Source organism: Porphyrobacter sp. YT40 (assembly GCF_006542605.1).
Classification (GTDB): domain Bacteria; phylum Pseudomonadota; class Alphaproteobacteria; order Sphingomonadales; family Sphingomonadaceae; genus Erythrobacter.
The window spans coordinates 1,082,642-1,098,062 of record NZ_CP041222.1; the positions used below are offsets into that span (position 1 = coordinate 1,082,642).

18 protein-coding genes are annotated in these 15,421 nt (G+C 65.2%); 10 read left to right on the plus strand and 8 right to left on the minus strand.

Annotation, left to right across the window (positions count from 1 at the left end):
* Positions 1-27: 27 nt before the first annotated feature.
* Positions 28-876, minus strand: a complete 849-nt coding sequence (locus E2E27_RS05115; protein WP_141457947.1) for an N-acetylmuramoyl-L-alanine amidase — start codon at positions 874-876, stop codon at positions 28-30.
* Between the two features lie 118 nt (positions 877-994).
* Positions 995-1,759 carry a PIG-L deacetylase family protein gene (locus tag E2E27_RS05120; protein WP_181443562.1) on the minus strand — a complete coding sequence of 255 codons (765 nt, stop codon included), beginning with the start codon at positions 1,757-1,759 and terminating at the stop codon, positions 995-997.
* Here E2E27_RS05120 and E2E27_RS05125 point away from each other — a divergent pair.
* Together E2E27_RS05125 and E2E27_RS05130 are read left to right on the plus strand one after the other, a co-directional pair.
* Positions 1,758-2,543 (plus strand): ZIP family metal transporter, encoded by a 786-nt coding sequence (locus tag E2E27_RS05125; RefSeq protein WP_234036192.1) that lies wholly within the window; start codon positions 1,758-1,760, stop codon positions 2,541-2,543. The two genes, E2E27_RS05120 and E2E27_RS05125, sit on opposite strands and share 2 nt — an antisense overlap.
* Before the next feature lie 38 nt (positions 2,544-2,581).
* Positions 2,582-4,132 (plus strand): class I adenylate-forming enzyme family protein, encoded by a 1,551-nt coding sequence (locus E2E27_RS05130; RefSeq protein ID WP_141457950.1) that lies wholly within the window; start codon positions 2,582-2,584, stop codon positions 4,130-4,132.
* Between the two features lie 94 nt (positions 4,133-4,226).
* Here E2E27_RS05130 and E2E27_RS05135 read toward each other — a convergent pair whose 3' ends face one another.
* Positions 4,227-4,421: a hypothetical protein gene (locus E2E27_RS05135; RefSeq protein ID WP_141457952.1), complete on the minus strand. Its 195-nt coding sequence runs from the start codon at positions 4,419-4,421 to the stop codon at positions 4,227-4,229.
* A gap of 477 nt (positions 4,422-4,898) precedes the next feature.
* A complete protein-coding gene (locus E2E27_RS05140; RefSeq protein ID WP_141457953.1) occupies positions 4,899-5,210 on the minus strand; it encodes a UrcA family protein in 312 nt (103 codons plus the stop codon).
* 267 nt (positions 5,211-5,477) lie between these two features.
* Between E2E27_RS05140 and guaA the strand changes: the two genes are divergently transcribed.
* The 5 genes from guaA to E2E27_RS05165 all read left to right on the plus strand — a co-directional run bounded on the left by guaA (position 5,478) and on the right by E2E27_RS05165 (position 10,507).
* Positions 5,478-7,079, plus strand: coding sequence for a glutamine-hydrolyzing GMP synthase (gene guaA / locus E2E27_RS05145; protein WP_141457954.1), 1,602 nt, complete (start codon positions 5,478-5,480; stop codon positions 7,077-7,079).
* Between the two features lie 138 nt (positions 7,080-7,217).
* Positions 7,218-7,898, plus strand: coding sequence for a hypothetical protein (locus tag E2E27_RS05150; RefSeq protein WP_141457955.1), 681 nt, complete (start codon positions 7,218-7,220; stop codon positions 7,896-7,898).
* Positions 7,899-8,022: 124 nt separating this feature from the next.
* The gene (locus E2E27_RS05155; protein WP_234036193.1) at positions 8,023-8,670 is read left to right on the plus strand and encodes a YceI family protein; all 648 of its coding nucleotides are present in this window, start codon (positions 8,023-8,025) and stop codon (positions 8,668-8,670) included.
* A gap of 112 nt (positions 8,671-8,782) precedes the next feature.
* Positions 8,783-9,757 (plus strand): NAD(P)H-dependent flavin oxidoreductase, encoded by a 975-nt coding sequence (locus E2E27_RS05160; RefSeq protein ID WP_141457957.1) that lies wholly within the window; start codon positions 8,783-8,785, stop codon positions 9,755-9,757.
* 213 nt (positions 9,758-9,970) lie between these two features.
* A complete protein-coding gene (locus E2E27_RS05165; RefSeq protein WP_141457959.1) occupies positions 9,971-10,507 on the plus strand; it encodes a hypothetical protein in 537 nt (178 codons plus the stop codon).
* On the opposite strand, the gene E2E27_RS05170 is transcribed toward E2E27_RS05165, so the two are convergent.
* The 3 genes from E2E27_RS05170 to E2E27_RS05180 form a co-directional block, all read right to left on the minus strand.
* Positions 10,468-10,935, minus strand: coding sequence for a hypothetical protein (locus E2E27_RS05170; protein ID WP_141457960.1), 468 nt, complete (start codon positions 10,933-10,935; stop codon positions 10,468-10,470). The two genes, E2E27_RS05165 and E2E27_RS05170, sit on opposite strands and share 40 nt — an antisense overlap.
* Positions 10,936-11,010: 75 nt before the next feature.
* Entirely contained in the window at positions 11,011-11,568 is a 558-nt protein-coding gene (locus E2E27_RS05175; RefSeq protein WP_141457961.1) for a hypothetical protein, read from the minus strand.
* The gene (locus E2E27_RS05180) at positions 11,555-11,812 is read right to left on the minus strand and encodes a zinc-finger domain-containing protein (protein ID WP_141457962.1); all 258 of its coding nucleotides are present in this window, start codon (positions 11,810-11,812) and stop codon (positions 11,555-11,557) included. The genes E2E27_RS05175 and E2E27_RS05180 overlap by 14 nt, the downstream gene beginning before the upstream one ends.
* Positions 11,813-11,885: 73 nt before the next feature.
* Here E2E27_RS05180 and E2E27_RS05185 point away from each other — a divergent pair, with 73 nt between their 5' ends.
* Positions 11,886-12,839: an ABC transporter ATP-binding protein gene (locus E2E27_RS05185; RefSeq protein WP_141457963.1), complete on the plus strand. Its 954-nt coding sequence runs from the start codon at positions 11,886-11,888 to the stop codon at positions 12,837-12,839.
* Between the two features lie 14 nt (positions 12,840-12,853).
* Here E2E27_RS05185 and E2E27_RS05190 read toward each other — a convergent pair whose 3' ends face one another.
* The gene (locus tag E2E27_RS05190) at positions 12,854-13,045 is read right to left on the minus strand and encodes a hypothetical protein (protein ID WP_141457964.1); all 192 of its coding nucleotides are present in this window, start codon (positions 13,043-13,045) and stop codon (positions 12,854-12,856) included.
* A 202-nt stretch (positions 13,046-13,247) separates the two neighbouring features.
* On the opposite strand from E2E27_RS05190, the gene nadB reads away from it, so the two are divergent.
* Together nadB and E2E27_RS05200 are read left to right on the plus strand one after the other, a co-directional pair.
* A complete protein-coding gene (nadB, locus tag E2E27_RS05195; protein ID WP_234036194.1) occupies positions 13,248-14,864 on the plus strand; it encodes an L-aspartate oxidase in 1,617 nt (538 codons plus the stop codon).
* Complete coding sequence (locus tag E2E27_RS05200) at positions 14,861-15,322, plus strand: DUF5063 domain-containing protein (RefSeq protein ID WP_141457965.1); 462 nt, start codon at positions 14,861-14,863, stop codon at positions 15,320-15,322. The genes nadB and E2E27_RS05200 overlap by 4 nt, the downstream gene beginning before the upstream one ends.
* Positions 15,323-15,421 lie beyond the last annotated feature (99 nt).

Consider the following 15,421-nt stretch of genomic DNA (forward strand, 5'->3'; position numbering starts at 1 on the left):
CTGGTCGATGCGGGCATCCGGGCGGCGTCAGGGAACCGGCGCGAGGTAGGCCGCATAGACCCAGCCCTGATGCGGCACGCCGTCGATCCAGCGCCGGATCAGATACCAGTCCCCGCGCGCTTCGAGCCGTTCCACCTGCTGTCCATTGCCGATCGGCCCCCAGTCGAGTGTGTCGAAACTGGTCCCCGGCCCGCCGCGCACGTTGAGCTTGCCGCCGGTGGTCGCGACCACATAGGTGACCGGCGTGACCTCGTCGTCGCGGTGGTCGATCAGCCGGCGGAAGCGCATCATCGGGAAGGCCGGGCCGGGATCGACCTTCCACCGGCGCACCGTGTCGATATCGCGGTGCCCGACGATGTCGACCAGCGTGCGATAGGTTTTGAGCAACGCCTTGGTCAGATCCTCGACCGCCTTCAACTGCTCCTCGGGAAACAGCGGCCAATATTGCCGGGCCGAGCCCACCCACGGGTCCTGCGCCTCGATCATGCCCGGGAAGGGGGCCAGCTTGGCCGCGCTGCAGGGCTGGCGGTTCCAGTTGAGCCAGGCGCCGTCCGCCGCCTTGAAGTGATAGCCGGGATTGACGATCTCGATCCCGATCGAGAAGTGGTTCACCCCCGATCGGCCATGATAGACCGCAGGCCCGGCGTGAAAGGCGCGGTCGGCGGTGGAGACCATCTGGGTGATCGTGCCATCGGTCTCGACCACAAAATGCGCACTCGCCCCGCCGTTTTTCTTGAAGGCGCCGATCGCGGACTGCGCATTGTAGCTCGCGGTATAGTGCATGACGATCACTTCGCGCGGATTGTTGCCGCCGTAGAAATTGGGCGAAGGCACCTGCGGGGCATCTTCCAGCCAGCCGTCGTTTGTGAAGCGCATGGGGTCTCTCTCCGTAAAAGGGACACGATGCGACTCGAAGCTGGGGTGCTTTTTGGGGCAGACTATCACACGGGCGCGCGCTGCACGCTTGGCCAAATCCGCCAATCGTCACAGAGGCCTAGAAGGCGGGGCGGAAATGCACCTTGCCCTGCCACATCGTCGCGTCGAACAGCGGCATCATCGCGCCGCGCATCGTTTCGTCGAATTGCGTCACATGGCACTGCACCGCAGCCTTGGCGGCCTCGAGATCCTCGGGGGTGTAGCGCAAGGTTTCGTTCAGCAGCTTCGGATCGGTCTCGGCCCATCCGGCCATCTCCGGCACCGGCGGCAGGCGCCCGGCGGGAATGCCGACATAGAGCAGGCGCGGGCGATAGGCGGGGGCGAGCGATTGCAGCGTCTCGGTGACGAGCGCGCTGACCATGCGATGATCGGCGTGGCCATAGCCGCCATCCGGGCCCCAGGTCAGCACCAGCTCGGGCTCGATATCGACATAGGCCTGCGCGAATTGCGCAAGGAAGCGCCGGGCCGGGGCATCGGGCGATTGCGGGGACTGGGCGAGGGTGCCGTCGCCCAGGCCTTCCAGAAACCGCACCTGTGCACCCAATGCCCTGGCGGAGCATTCGGCGTCGGCCCGCCGCACCGCGCCAAGCTCCGCACCGCGCTCGCGGGTGGTGACACCCGGCCCCTGATCGCCGGTGGTGGCGAACAGGATCGTCACCATGCGCCCCTGCCGCGCGAGCGCCGCGAGGGCAGGGGCCATGGTCAGCTCGTCATCGGGATGGGCGACCACCACCATCACCGGTCGCGGTGCACGCGGTTCCTGCGCACCGGCCGGTGCAACCATCAAGGCGGCCAGTGCGGCCAGACGGCAATAGCGGATCATGTCTCTCTCCCTCCGCGCCGCTTGTGACACCGGAGCGGTCGGCGATGCAACATTTGCCCGCGCGGCGGATTGGCACGGCATGATGATGACGCTGATCGTGGTCGCGGTGGTATCGGGCGCGCTGCTCGCCGGGGCGGTGTGGGGGATTTATTTCCGGCTGGGCCGCAAGACCGAGGGGTTTCTGGTGGCCCTCGCCGGCGGCGCGCTGCTGCTGTCGCTGGTGAGCGAGCTGATCGAACCTTCGATCGAGCGCAGTTCGGTGATGCTGGCGATGCTCGGCGTGCTTGCGGGCGCTGTCACCTTTACGGGAATCGACTATCTGATCGACGAGAAATGGGGCGAGGATGGCGGCGGGGGGCTGCTCGCCGCGATCACGCTCGACGGGGTGCCCGAAAACCTCGCGCTCGGCGTGGCGCTGATCGGAGCTTCGCCGTTGGAGGTCGCCGCGCTGGCAGGCTCGATCCTGCTGTCGAACCTGCCCGAAGCCGCCGGGGGCGCGCGCGCAATGGCGGACGGCGGACGCTCGAAGGGCAAGATCATGCTGCTGTGGGCGGCAACGGCGGGGCTGCTGTCGGCCGCCGCAATCATCGGCAATGTCGCGCTCGCCGGAGTGAGCGAGCACTGGCTCGCCGTCATCCGCTGCTTTGCCGCAGGCGCGGTGGTCGCCAGTCTGGCGACCGAGGTCTTCCCCAAGGCCTATCGCGAGGATCACCACCTCGCCGGGATCGCGACAGCGCTGGGCGTGGTGCTGGCTTTCGGTCTCGGCTCGCTGGCGGGGGGTTGAGGCTCGACATCGGCGCGCGCGACCATATGGTGCGCGCCATGACATCCTTCGATCCGCTGACCGCGCTGGCCGAACCCTTCGGCAGCTTCCCCGACATCCTGATGCAATGGTCGCGCGTGAAGGGCGACGATTGCGCCCTGCGCGACGAGCGGCGCGAGGTTTATTGGGCCGAGCTCGTGGGGCTGGTCGAACGGCTGGCGGCGCGGTTGGTGGAGACGGGCCTCCAGCGCGGGCAGTCGGTGGCGATCCTCGGCACCTCGAGCGTCGAATACGCGCTGGTGTTTCTCGCGGCGGTGCGCGCCGGGGGTGTGGCCGCGCCGCTCACCACCAGCGCCTCGCCCGAGCAATTGGAGGGCATGGCGACCGATTCGGGGGCGGTGCATCTGTTCATCGACGCCGCCAAATCCGCAGAGCTTGGCCCGGATTTCATGGCGCACCTGATCCGCGTGCCGCTGGAGAGCATCGATCAGTGGATGGCCCCTCCCGGTTCCCGCGCGCCGGACTTCGTGCCGGAGCCGCAAGACCCGTTCAATATCATCTATTCCTCCGGCACGACCGGCATTCCCAAGGGCATCGTCCACTCGCACCGGATGCGCTGGCGGCAGTTTGCCGCGACCGCGCTGTCGTACCTTGGCGCGGGATTGGAGGTTTGCTCGCTTGCTTCGACGCCGCTCTATTCGAACACCACGATGGTCGCCTTCCTCCCCGTGCTGTTAGCCGGGGGATGCGTGCGGGTGATGGGCAAGTTCGACTGCGCGAAGTGGCTTGGCTTTGCGCAAGGCGATCGCACCACGATCACCATGCTGGTGCCGGTGCAATATCAGCGGCTGATGGATTTCCCGCAGTTCGACGACTTCGACCTCTCCAGCCTCAAGCTCAAATATTGCACCTCCGCGCCATTCTCGGCCGAGTTGAAGCGCGAGGTGCTCCAGCGGATGCCGGGCGGGCTGATCGAGATCTATTCGATGACCGAAGGCGGGGTCGTGTGCCTGCTGGCGTGCCACGAATTCCCCGACAAGCTCCACACGGTGGGGCGTCCTGCGCCAGGGAGCGAGCTGAAGGTGCTCGACGACGAAGACCGCGAGGTGCCGCCCGGAACCCCCGGCAACCTCGTCGGCCGCAGCCTCACCATGATGAGCGGCTACAAGAACCGCCCCGACAAGACCGCCGAAGCGCAGTGGATCGACCCGGCGACGGGCGAGACATGGATGCGGATGGGCGACATCGGGCGCGTCGATGCGGAGGGCTTCGTCGAACTGGTGGGCCGGGCGAAGGACATGATCATCTCGGGCGGGTTTAACATCTATCCGAGCGATCTGGAGGCGGAGCTGTGCAAGGAGCCGGGCGTGGCCGAGGCCGCGGTGGTCGGCGTGCCCTCGCGCGCTTGGGGCGAGACGCCGGTGGGCTTCGTGGTGCTCAAGGGCGAGGCCGACCCGGCAGCGATCATGGCGGCGGTCAACGCGCGGCTCGGCAAGACCCAGCGGCTCGCCGCGCTCCATGCCATCGGCGAAATGCCGCGCAGCCATATCGGCAAACTGCTCAAGACCGATCTGCGCGCTGAGGCCGAGCGGCTCGGCGGCACCGAATAGCGCGCCAGAAACAGTTCGGCCCGGCTCCTCGGGTGAGGAACCGGGCCGGACTTGAGGTGTCTGCGCTTGGCTCCAACCTCTGCGGCAATGCGCCTCAGACGATGAAGGTGTTGAACGCCGCGCCGCTGAGGGTGACGGCGAGCAGCAAGGCGACAGCCTTTTCGGTGATCATGGTCATGATCCAAGTTTCCCTGTTTTTGTTGTGGTTTGGGAACCCGGGCAGCCAAGGGGGGGAGAGGGCGACTGCCCGGGTCTGAGCACCATATACAAAGCTGCGCGCAATTTTCAATCTCTAACAAGACTGAAAATAATTCATCACCGCAATCGAAAAAGGCAATCTGTGAGGGCCGGGGACGCGTAACGAGAGCGGGAAGCGCGGCTCGAGACGCGGCCACCTGTTCAGGGGGGGGGAGGGTGGTGGCCGCGTCTCTTCCGCTGCGTGTCCAGCCGATCGGCCGGACGATGACAGGGCGGGAGGGCCGGGCGAGGGGGGAGAGCCCGGGCCGCTCCTGCCGGTCGGCAGGCGGGCGTGCGGTCCGTCTTCGGTTTCCGCCGCCGGGCGATGGGCCCCAAGGGGGCAAGCCGGGATTGGAGAGAGGGGCCCGGCACCGATCGCTCGAGGGCGCAGATGGTGTTCGATCAAATCGAATTCAAATGCGAAAACGCCAAAGTCTCTTGCGGGAAATGCAACGATTTCTTCGAGGGTATTACGAAAAAGGCCGCCGGATCGCTCCGGCGGCCTTTCGTTTCAGACGTTTGCCCAAAATCAGTTCGCGGCGACGCTGCGGCCCTTGCGGGTCTGGAGCGAGGCGACGCGCTCGACTTCGGCCAGCGCGGTGGCGCGGGCTTCGGTGACGCACTTGCTGTCCACCGCCGGGCGGCCATAGGTGTAGCGCGCGGCGCTCTCGATGGTGCAGGCCTTGCGCAACTTGGCGTCGATCCGCGCTTCGAGCGCGGCGCGGCCTTCGGCGGTGGTCACGTCGACATCGGCATAGTCGACGCGAACGGTGACGGTGTCGTCGGCCACGGCCGGCGCGGCAACAGCGGCGAGAGCGATCAGGGGGAGAGTGAAACGCATCGTGAGACTCCGGATGATGAGAGGGTGTCGTGAGGTTCGATGCCGCTTTCCGGCATTCGGTTGCTGTTTGAAACTCTGGTGCAGTGCACAAGAATGATGTGCAAATGCGAAATATGCGAAATTGGTTCCGAAGATTGCAACCGGATCGCATCGAAAATTCGGGAACCCTATGAAAATGCGGTGCTAGATTTTTGCTGCGGTGCAAAAGAATGGCTGCGGTGCGCGGCGATGCTGGACAGCGCGGGGCCTGCTTCGTAATCCGCCGCCATGAGCGCGCACCCCTCCGGCCCCGCAGCGGGCGATTCCGCCATTCCCGAATCGATCCTGATCGTCGATTTCGGCTCTCAGGTGACGCAATTGATCGCGCGCCGCGTGCGCGAGGCGGGGGTCTATTCCGAGATCGCGCCTTTCACGCAGGCCGAGGCGGCCTTTCACCGGTTGAAGCCCAAGGGCATCATCCTCTCCGGTTCGCCCGCGAGCGTGCCCGAGGACGGCTCCCCGCGCGCGCCGCAGATGCTGTTCGAGGCCGGGCTGCCGATCCTCGGCATCTGCTATGGCCAGCAGGTAATGACGCACCAGCTGGGCGGCGAAGTCCGCCCCGGCCACGAGACCGGAGAAGGGGGCGAATTCGGCCGCGCCTTCCTCACCGTCACCGGCGATTGCGCGCTGTTCGACGGGCTGTGGGACGTCGGCGAGCGCCATCAGGTGTGGATGAGCCACGGCGACAAGGTGACGCAGTTCGCCGAAGGCTTCGAAATCGTCGCCACCAGCGACGGCGCACCCTTCGCGGTGATCGCGGACGAGGCGCGCCGCTTCTACGGCACCCAGTTCCACCCCGAAGTCGTCCACACCCCCGATGGCGGCAAGCTGATCGCCAATTTCGTGCGCCATGTCTGCGGGCTGGCGGGCGACTGGACAATGGCCGAGTTCCGCAAGACCAAGATCGCCGAAATCCGCGCGCAGGTGGGTGACAAGCGCGTGATCTGCGGCCTTTCCGGCGGGGTCGATTCGGCGGTGGCGGCGGTGCTGATCCACGAGGCGATCGGCGACCAGCTGACCTGCGTCTTCGTCGATCACGGCCTCATGCGCATGAACGAGGCCGAACAGGTCGTGACCTTGTTCCGCGATCACTACAACATCCCGCTGGTCCACGTGGAGGCTGAAGAGCTGTTCCTCGGCGGGCTTACCGGCCTCACCGATCCGGAAGCCAAGCGCAAGTTCATCGGCAAGACCTTCATCGACGTGTTCGAGGCCGAGGCCAAGAAGGTCGGCGGGGCAGACTTCCTCGCGCAGGGCACACTCTATCCCGACGTGATTGAGTCGGTCTCCTTCACCGGTGGGCCGAGCGTCACGATCAAGAGCCACCACAATGTCGGCGGGCTCCCTGAGCGTATGAACATGGCGCTGGTCGAGCCGCTGCGCGAGCTGTTCAAGGACGAGGTCCGCGATCTCGGCCGCGAGCTGGGCCTGCCCGACGCCTTCGTCGGCCGCCATCCCTTCCCCGGCCCGGGCCTTGCGATCCGCATCCCCGGCGAAGTCACCAAGGAACGCTGCGACATCCTGCGCAAGGCTGACGCGATCTATCTCGAGGAAATCCGCAACGCGGGCCTCTACGACGCGATCTGGCAAGCCTTCGCGGTGCTGCTGCCGGTCAAAACCGTGGGCGTGATGGGCGACGGGCGCACATACGACTCTGTCTGCGCCCTGCGCGCCGTCACCTCGACCGACGGGATGACGGCGGACGTCTTCCCCTATGATGCCGGGTTCCTGACCCGCGTGGCGACCCGTATCGTCAACGAGGTCAAGGGCATCAACCGCGTGGTCTACGACTACACCTCCAAGCCGCCGGGCACGATTGAGTGGGAGTGAGGCTTGGGCGCTAAAAAGAAGAAGCGAGAGCGCTTTTTAGGTGATCACCCTTTTTGTTGTTTTTGCGGCGGATTATCGCCTGCGACGACAATCGATCATGTGCCTAGCAGGGCATGCTTTCCTGGCAGGATTGGTCCAGTGGGTTTCGAATTCCCAGCCTGCCAAGATTGCCAGCATAGATACCGTCAGGAAGAACAATATTTCGCCTTTATCTGTCGGATGTGCGATCGCGACAACGCCAACTACGACCGAGACACCTCGCGGCGACTGATAAGCGGGGTGGCCAATAATCTGAAGCACTTGCTGCCAAATCCGCACTTAAGCGCCATTGAGAAACGACGTGGATTGAAAAGCCTTGGGTTATCTAAACCACTCGGAATGGCTTCCTCAGATATCCCGGTAGTCGAACTGCCTCCAGAAATTGATCCTGTTCTTCGCGCAGTTGCGATAAAAATTGGTTTGGCTCTGTTTTATCGACATAAAGGATCAGTCGCCAAAAGCCACTATGGCGTTGCTGCTTATTGGTCACAATTTTCAGATCAAACCGCGATGCAGAAACTTTCGCGAATCGCAAAGGAACTTTCTGGCGCAGAAATTGGGAGGCGCCCAAATCTCGAATTTGGGAATCGCTTCCAATACCGTTGGTCAAAGGAAGCAGAGGGCGAGCCTGATATCTTCGTTTGCTTAGCCCGATTTGGCTTGGGTTTAACCATCTGTGTGATGATCGCCGACATCACTAATTGGGCTTCGGATGAGTTTGATGAGGAATGGGTGACGCTGGGGCGGTGGGCAAGTGAGAAGTTCTTTGAGGTATTTTAGTTATTCGAATTTTTTCAAATTTTTATCGCGACCAGAACAAGCGCATGTTTGTCCCCTCTTTCAGCGCGCTGTCGAATCGCATATCGCTCGGCGCCGAGAATTCTGCCTGAAAGGTCCCGCTATCGTGACGTCGAACCTTCGCCGCCTTGCAATCACGGCCGCATTTGCGATGGGCCTTGGCGCCTGTGCCCAGCAGCCGGCAGGCGATGCGCCGGGTGGCGAGACCGCTGCCGCCGCGCCGCTGACCGAGGGGGACTGGACGCTCGATCCGGCAGGCTCGCGGCTTTCCTATGTCAGCATCAAGGCGGGCGAGGTGGCCGAGGCCAACCGGTTCGACACGCTGTCGGGCAGCGTCGCCGCCGATGGCACCGCGAGCCTCGATATCGACCTCGCCTCGGTCGACACCGGGGTGGACATCCGCAACGAACGGATGCGCGAGATCTTCTTCGATGTGGCCGAAAACCCCACGGCCACGGTGACCGCCAAGCTCGATCCGGCGGCTTTCGCAAGCCTTGCGGTGGGCCAGTCGCTGACCCGCCCGCTCAAGGCCAATGTCACGATCAAGGGCGCCAGCAGCGATGTCGAGACCGAGGTGCTCGTCACCCGCGTCGCCGACGACCGCGTGACCGTGGTGCCGACCGCGCCGGTCATCATCTCCACCGACATGTTCGATCTGACCGACGAGCTGGGCGAATTGCGCGCGCTTGCTGAACTTCCCTCGATCACGCCTGCCGTGCCGGTGACGTTCAGCCTGGCCTTCAAGCGCGGCTGACGCTACGGCGCGCGTCACCGCGCCGGACGCCTCGCAAAAGCGGGCTTGCAAGGCCTGTCGAAGTGGGCTTGTCTCCCGCGCAAACACGACTTTGCACGGGAGATCACACACCATGAAAACCGCCATCACCGAAATGTTCGGCATCCAGCACCCGATCATTCAGGGGGGGATGCACTATGTCGGGTTTGCCGAGATGGCGGCGGCGGTGTCGAATGCGGGGGGGCTCGGCATCATCACCGGGCTGACACAGGGCACGCCCGAGAAGCTGGCGAACGAGATCGCGCGCTGCAAGGACATGACCGACAAGCCCTTCGGCGTGAACCTCACCATCCTGCCGACCCTGACCCCGCCCGACTATCCGGGGCTGGTGAAGGCGGTGATCGACGGCGGCGTGAAAGTGGTCGAGACCGCGGGGCGCAACCCGGTCGAGCTGCTCCCGCCGCTCAAGGATGCGGGGATCAAGGTGATCCACAAGTGCACCTCGGTGCGCCACAGCCTCAAGGCGCAGGAAATCGGCTGCGATGCGGTGAGCGTCGACGGGTTCGAATGCGGCGGGCACCCGGGCGAGGACGATGTGCCCAACTTCATTCTGCTGCCGCGTGCGGCGGACGAGCTGGAAATCCCCTTCGTCTCCAGCGGTGGGATGGCTGACGGGCGCAGCCTCGTCGCCAGCCTCGCGATGGGCGCGCAGGGCATGAACATGGGCACCCGCTTCATCGCCACCAAGGAAGCGCCGGTGCACGAGAACGTGAAGCAGGCGATCCTTGCCGCTTCCGAACTCGACACCCGGCTGGTGATGCGCCCGCTCAGGAACACTGAACGCGTGCTCAACAATGCCGCGGTCGAACGCCTGATCCAGAAGGAGAAGGACCTGGGCGATGCCATCACCATTCAGGACATCCTGCCCGAAGTCGCCGGGGTCTACCCCAAGATCATGACCGAAGGCGCGATGGACGAAGGCGCGTGGAGCTGCGGCATGGTCGCCGGGCTGATCCACGATATCCCGACCTGTCAGGAGCTGATCGACCGCATCATGCTGCAGGCCGAAGAAATCATCGCACGGATGCAAGCCATGGCACGGGGATGAAGCGCGCGCGCGTGAACCGTGCGGTTTTCGCGTCCGGCGGTGGGCTGAGAGCGTTCAACTAGGTAACTCCCCGCATTATTTCTCCGCACGCTCTGCGGCACCATACGCGGCGTGCCAAGGTGATTCTGGAGGGGGTCGCCGGGGCACGCTTTGGCGTGTGCTTCGGACAGGCTGCGGGAGGCCTTTCCGGCTGATTTGGACGGGGAGGTGAGCATGGATTTCATGACTACGGGCGCTGCGGTGCCCGGCGGGTTGATCATGGCTGCAGCATTGGCCGGGTGGATGCTGGGGCGCTGGCAGAGCGGGCACGCACGCCCTGCTCAAGCGTCGCCGCTGGGCGATGGCTTGATCGGGGGTGAGTCAGGTGCGGCGTGCTCCCCGCCCGAGCAGACCCGCGCCGGCGCAGGCGACACTGCGGGCGCGAGCGGCGTCTCCGCCTGTCAGCACGCCGCCCGCGCGGAACGGCGCGAAGTGACCGAGGCGGCGCGTTCGCTGGCCGAGCTCCACGACGAGATCACCGCCTATCGTCAGCAGGAACAGGTACTCGCCACTGCGGCCAGCGAGGGGGTGGCGCTGGAACTGGCCGCCGATTCCCAGCGGCAGGAGTGTCGCTATCTCGGCCTGATCGGCCAGCCGACCTGCTCGCTGCCCCATGGCGGCCATGCGGCCTGCACCCATTCCGCAGGCTGCGCCGCAGCCATGCGCGCGGTTCAACCCTCGGCGGGGGCGTCGGGCTTCACCCGGGTGTAGGGCACGAAGTCCTCGAAGAACACGGTGCCGGTGAAGAAGCCCAGCACCCGGTCGACCGTGGTGGTGATGTCGAGCCGGCAGAGCTGGGTCGCGTTGAAACGGTTGGTCACCAGCGCATCATTATCGTCAATCGCCGAAGGATCCCGGGTGCGCTGGACATAGATCGTGTTGCCCGATCCATAGACGTAGGCCGTGCCGTCGATCGTCTGCATCCGCTGGTTTGGCAGCGTGCGGATACAGTTCACCGGCTCACCCGCGACCCGGCCTTCGAGCAGCTTGGCAAGGCGCGCTTCGCCCTTGGTTTGCGGCGCGGGGGCCTTAGCCCCGGTTTCGACATCGCCTGCGTCCTGCGCAGCGAGCGGCGTGAGGGCAAGGCCAGAGGCAGCAGCCGCCACCAGCGCCGATGTCAGGAATGTTGCGCGTTTCATCACAGGATCCTCCTTGATCCACCCCACCCGCTCGCGCGGTCTGGCACAGCCGGGCTGAACACGCCCTGACTCGCCTCAGTCGCGCTCCAGATCGACATCCATCCGCAGCGACCCGGTCTTGCGGTCGCGCACCAGCGTCACCGATATGTCGAGCGATTGGTCTTCCTCGCGATCAAGCGGATAGGATGCGTCGTAATCCGCCAGCACCTCACGATTGCGCAGGTAGTCGGCAAAGGAGGCTCCGTTGCGCTGCGCGGCTTCGGTCAGCTGCTGTTCGGAATAGACCGGCGACTCCTTGCGCTCGAGCGGGGCGGGAAGGCAGGCCTCCAGCCGCCCCTTTACCGTCTCCAGCGCACGCCGCGCCTCGGCTTCGTCGTCGAAGTCCCAGTCGCAATTGATCTGGAGCTCTTCCGCCGGGCCATAGAGGTCGCAATTCTCGGCCCCGCGCACCGCATCGGCGGCGCCGTTCAGCGTTACGTCGATCGTGCCCGCGCCGTTGACGGTGGCGCCGAGGCCCTTCAGCCGCTTGGCATTTTCGGCCAGCATCGCGCCGATGACTGGGCAAGGCCCGGCCGCCTCGGCCACGCCGGGCAGCGCCAGCGCAGCCAGAACGAACGCGCTAGTGACCCGCATCCGCGCCCGAGGCGATGTCGGGCAGCTCCGCCTGCACCGCGCCATCCGCCGGGCCGCCGCGCAGCACGAAGCGCCGGTCGCAATAGCCGCAATCGACATAGCCGTGCTCGTCGATCTCGAGGAACACGCGCGGGTGGCCCAGCGCCGCCGGACGATAGCCCGCGCCGCCGCGGATGCCGCTGGCACCGTCGCAAGAGACGCGGCGGGTGTCGACCAGCAGGACTTCGGGAGGAGGAATGCTCATGGGCCATGCCGATACAATCCCGCAGCGCCGAGCGCAATTGCCTTCGCCGCCCCGGCGCCCTAGGGCTTGCGCCATGTCATCCGAACCCGCGATCCGCATCGACAATCTCGTCAAGCGCTATGCCCCGGCAAAGGGCGCCAAGGGCACCATGACCGAAGGCAAGCTCGCGCTGGGCGGGGTGAGCTTCGATGTGCCGCAGGGGGCGATCTTCGGGTTGCTTGGGCCGAACGGTGCGGGCAAGTCGACGCTGATCAATATCCTGGCGGGCCTCGTCAACAAGACCGGCGGCACGGCGGAGATCTGGGGCTTCGACATCGACCGTGACCGGCGCAACGCCAGCCGCTCGATCGGGATCGTGCCGCAGGAAATCGTCTTCGACCCCTTCTTCACCCCCTTCGAGGTGCTGGAGAATCAGGCCGGGTTCTACGGCATTCCCGCCGCCCTGCGCCGCAGCGAGGAACTGCTGGAAGCGGTGCGGCTCAGCGACAAACGCAACGCCTATGCCCGCACGCTGTCGGGGGGCATGAAGCGGCGGCTGCTGGTGGCCAAGGCGATGGTGCATTCGCCCCCGATCCTTGTGCTCGACGAGCCGACCGCCGGGGTCGATGTCGATCTGCGCCGCCAATTGTGGGAGTTGGTGACCGAAATGAACCGCGAGGGCGTGACCGTGGTGCTCACCACCCACTATCTCGAAGAGGCCGAGGAGCTGTGCGACCGTATCGCGATCATCAACCACGGCCAGCTGATCGCCAACAAGCCCACCCGCGAGCTGGTCGACATGGCGCGCGAAAAGATCGTTGCGGTGACCGTCGCCGAGGATCTCGTTGCCGCGCCCGCGCATGATGCCTTCAGCAAGGTCGCGGTTACCGGCCCGCGCGGGGTCGAGGTCACCTATGACAAGGATCGACTCAGCGCCGGGCAGGTGCTCGCCATCCTTCAGGGGCAGGGCCTGACGATAGAAGACGTCACCACCCGCGAGGCCGATCTGGAGGATGTCTTCGTGCAGCTCACCGCCAGCGCAGGCTGACAGCGGGCGCGCGTTCAGGACGGGGTCGCGGCGTTGCTGTGCGAAGCCTCGTCCTTGCGCCTGCGCCATACGCGGCGTCCGCGGCGCTGGATCGGTGCGCCGCAGTGGCTGCATTCGCCGACATAGACGCGGCCATTCCAGACCACGTTGCGGCGGACCGGCTCGTGCCAATTGAACAGACAGGCGATGGGAGAGATGATCGACATGGCGAAACGCGCCCTTGGAGAGAAGTAGACGATTCGAGCGGTTGCGATCCTCTCGCGCTGCCCGTTCGGGCTGATTCGCGATAGGAGCGGTGTAACATCATGTTGCACTGCAACCTAGGGCGAACCCCTAAGTCATTTGCCTTAAAGGCGCGTGACCGGCATCGCTCTTGCCTGTCGCGGCAATGCGCGCCATGGCAAAGGGATGGCGATGGAGAGGGCCCTGCGACCGGTGGATGACAACCCTGCGCACGATGTCGTCGTGATCGGCTCGGGCGCGGCGGGGCTGACGGCGGCGCTGGCGCTGGCCGAAACGCGGCGGGTGCTGGTGCTGGCCAAGGGCTCGCTCACCGGCGGCTCGACTGCCTGGGCACAGGGCGGGATCGCCGCGGTGCTCGACACCGGCGACACCTTCGAAGATCACATCCGCGACACGATGGTCGCGGGCGCGGGGCTCAACGATCCGGCGACGGTCGAATTCGTGATCGAGCGCGCGCCGCAATCGATCGACCGGCTGTGCGAGCTGGGCGTGCCCTTCAACCGCGAGAGCGGCGATCTGCATCTCACCCGCGAGGGCGGCCATTCGCACCGCCGCATCGTCCATGTCGACGATGCGACCGGCTGGGCGGTGCAGTCGGCGCTGCTGAAGGCCGCCGAGGCCAACCCCAACATCACGCTGTTGCCCGGCCGCACCTGCATCGACTTCATCACCGATCGCCACCGCGAGGCTTTCTCGGCGGCGGGGCGGGTCTGGGGCGTCTATGCGCTCGACGAGGCCACGGGCCGCGTGGAGCGTCATGTCGCGCGCGCCACGATCCTGGCGAGCGGCGGAGCAGGGCGCGTCTACCAATTCTCCACCGCCCCGCGCGGCGCGACCGGGGACGGGATCGCGATGGCATGGCGCGCGGGCGCGCGCGTCTCCAACATGGAGATGATGCAGTTCCACCCGACCTGCCTCTACAATCTCGAGGTCAAGAACTTCCTCATCACCGAGGCGGTCAGGGGCGAGGGTGGGCACCTGCTCCACCCCGAAACCGGGCGCCGCTTCATGGTCGATTACGACCCTGAGCGGATGGAGCTCGCCCCGCGCGATGTGGTCGCCCGCGCGATCGACGACCAGATCAAGCGCTTCGGCCTCGATTACGTCCATCTCGATATCAGCCACCAGCCCGCGGACTTCGTGAAGGGCCACTTCCCGACGATCTACGACAAGCTGATGGGTCTGGGCATCGACATGACCCGCGAGCCGATCCCGGTCGTCCCCGCACAGCACTATACCTGCGGCGGCGTGGTGGTCGATCTCGCCGCGCGCACCGATGTGCCGGGCCTGTGGGCGGCGGGGGAGTGCACCGAAAGCGGCCTCCACGGCGCGAACCGGCTGGCGTCCAACTCGCTGCTCGAATGCTTCGTGTTCGGCGAGGCCGCGGCGCAGGACATTCTTGCAAGGTGGGACAGCCTCGAGGACGTGCCTGCCATCCTCCCATGGGACGAAAGCCGCGTGACCGATTCCGACGAAGAGGTCGTCATCAAGCAGAACTGGACCGAAATCCGCCGCTTCATGTGGAACTACGTCGGCATCGTACGCACCACCAAGCGGCTGGAACGCGCCGCGAGCCGCATCGAACTGCTGAAGCGCGAGGTCGAGGATTACTACGGCGCGTTCCGGGTGACCACCGACCTGATCGAACTGCGAAACCTGCTGCAAGCCGCCGAGCTGATCGTGCAAAGCGCGCTCAAGCGGAAGGAGAGCAGGGGGCTGCACTATACGCTGGATTATCCGGCGATGGCGGCGGAGGCGAAGGATACGGTGCTGGTGCCGTGACGGAGCAGCACGCGCTGATCGAGGCAGCAATTCATCGCTACCTTTTGCTTTTTGAGTTTGAGAACACATCCTCCACTTTGCGTGACATAGCGATGGCGCTCGATGACCTCGTCCGCGTCTATTTCGATACCCCGGACGTCGAGCCAGACACAATCGATGGGCCTGCGGCACCGCAGTTCGATGAAGCCGGGTTTGGCCAGAATGCGGCTCGTTTTTTCGAAAGAGACGACGTGATCTGGCTCATCGACCCCGAAGGTGGGCCTGATCAAAAGGCCATGTGCACCTTCGCAACGTCCGAATTGGCTGAAATCGCCGCCGATCTCAACAAGGTGCTGTGGTTGTTCGAGAATGGCTCCGCGGCTGATGCAATCTGGGAGTTCCGGTTCGGCTACCAAGCACATTGGGGCGAGCATTTGCACCGGGTAAGGCACTATCTGCACGGGCTTTCCGCTTGGTAGCATGACCCGTTCGTCCTGAGCTTGTCGAAGGACTGCTTTTTTCTTGCCGCCGTGCAAAGGGAAGGACAGCCCTTCGACAAGCTCAGGGCGAACGGTCGA

What these genes read in the sequence shown, in the direction of transcription:
- E2E27_RS05115 (WP_141457947.1), bottom strand. Translation starts at nt 876, where the DNA reads ATGCGCTTCACAAACGACGGCTGGCTGGAAGATGCCCCGCAGGTGCCT.
- E2E27_RS05125 (WP_234036192.1), top strand. Translation starts at nt 1,758, where the DNA reads ATGTCTCTCTCCCTCCGCGCCGCTTGTGACACCGGAGCGGTCGGCGAT.
- E2E27_RS05120 (WP_181443562.1), bottom strand. Translation starts at nt 1,759, where the DNA reads ATGATCCGCTATTGCCGTCTGGCCGCACTGGCCGCCTTGATGGTTGCA.
- E2E27_RS05130 (WP_141457950.1), top strand. Translation starts at nt 2,582, where the DNA reads ATGACATCCTTCGATCCGCTGACCGCGCTGGCCGAACCCTTCGGCAGC.
- E2E27_RS05140 (WP_141457953.1), bottom strand. Translation starts at nt 5,210, where the DNA reads ATGCGTTTCACTCTCCCCCTGATCGCTCTCGCCGCTGTTGCCGCGCCG.
- guaA (WP_141457954.1), top strand. Translation starts at nt 5,478, where the DNA reads ATGAGCGCGCACCCCTCCGGCCCCGCAGCGGGCGATTCCGCCATTCCC.
- E2E27_RS05160 (WP_141457957.1), top strand. Translation starts at nt 8,783, where the DNA reads ATGAAAACCGCCATCACCGAAATGTTCGGCATCCAGCACCCGATCATT.
- E2E27_RS05165 (WP_141457959.1), top strand. Translation starts at nt 9,971, where the DNA reads ATGGATTTCATGACTACGGGCGCTGCGGTGCCCGGCGGGTTGATCATG.
- E2E27_RS05170 (WP_141457960.1), bottom strand. Translation starts at nt 10,935, where the DNA reads ATGAAACGCGCAACATTCCTGACATCGGCGCTGGTGGCGGCTGCTGCC.
- E2E27_RS05175 (WP_141457961.1), bottom strand. Translation starts at nt 11,568, where the DNA reads ATGCGGGTCACTAGCGCGTTCGTTCTGGCTGCGCTGGCGCTGCCCGGC.
- E2E27_RS05180 (WP_141457962.1), bottom strand. Translation starts at nt 11,812, where the DNA reads ATGAGCATTCCTCCTCCCGAAGTCCTGCTGGTCGACACCCGCCGCGTC.
- E2E27_RS05185 (WP_141457963.1), top strand. Translation starts at nt 11,886, where the DNA reads ATGTCATCCGAACCCGCGATCCGCATCGACAATCTCGTCAAGCGCTAT.
- E2E27_RS05190 (WP_141457964.1), bottom strand. Translation starts at nt 13,045, where the DNA reads ATGTCGATCATCTCTCCCATCGCCTGTCTGTTCAATTGGCACGAGCCG.
- nadB (WP_234036194.1), top strand. Translation starts at nt 13,248, where the DNA reads ATGGCGATGGAGAGGGCCCTGCGACCGGTGGATGACAACCCTGCGCAC.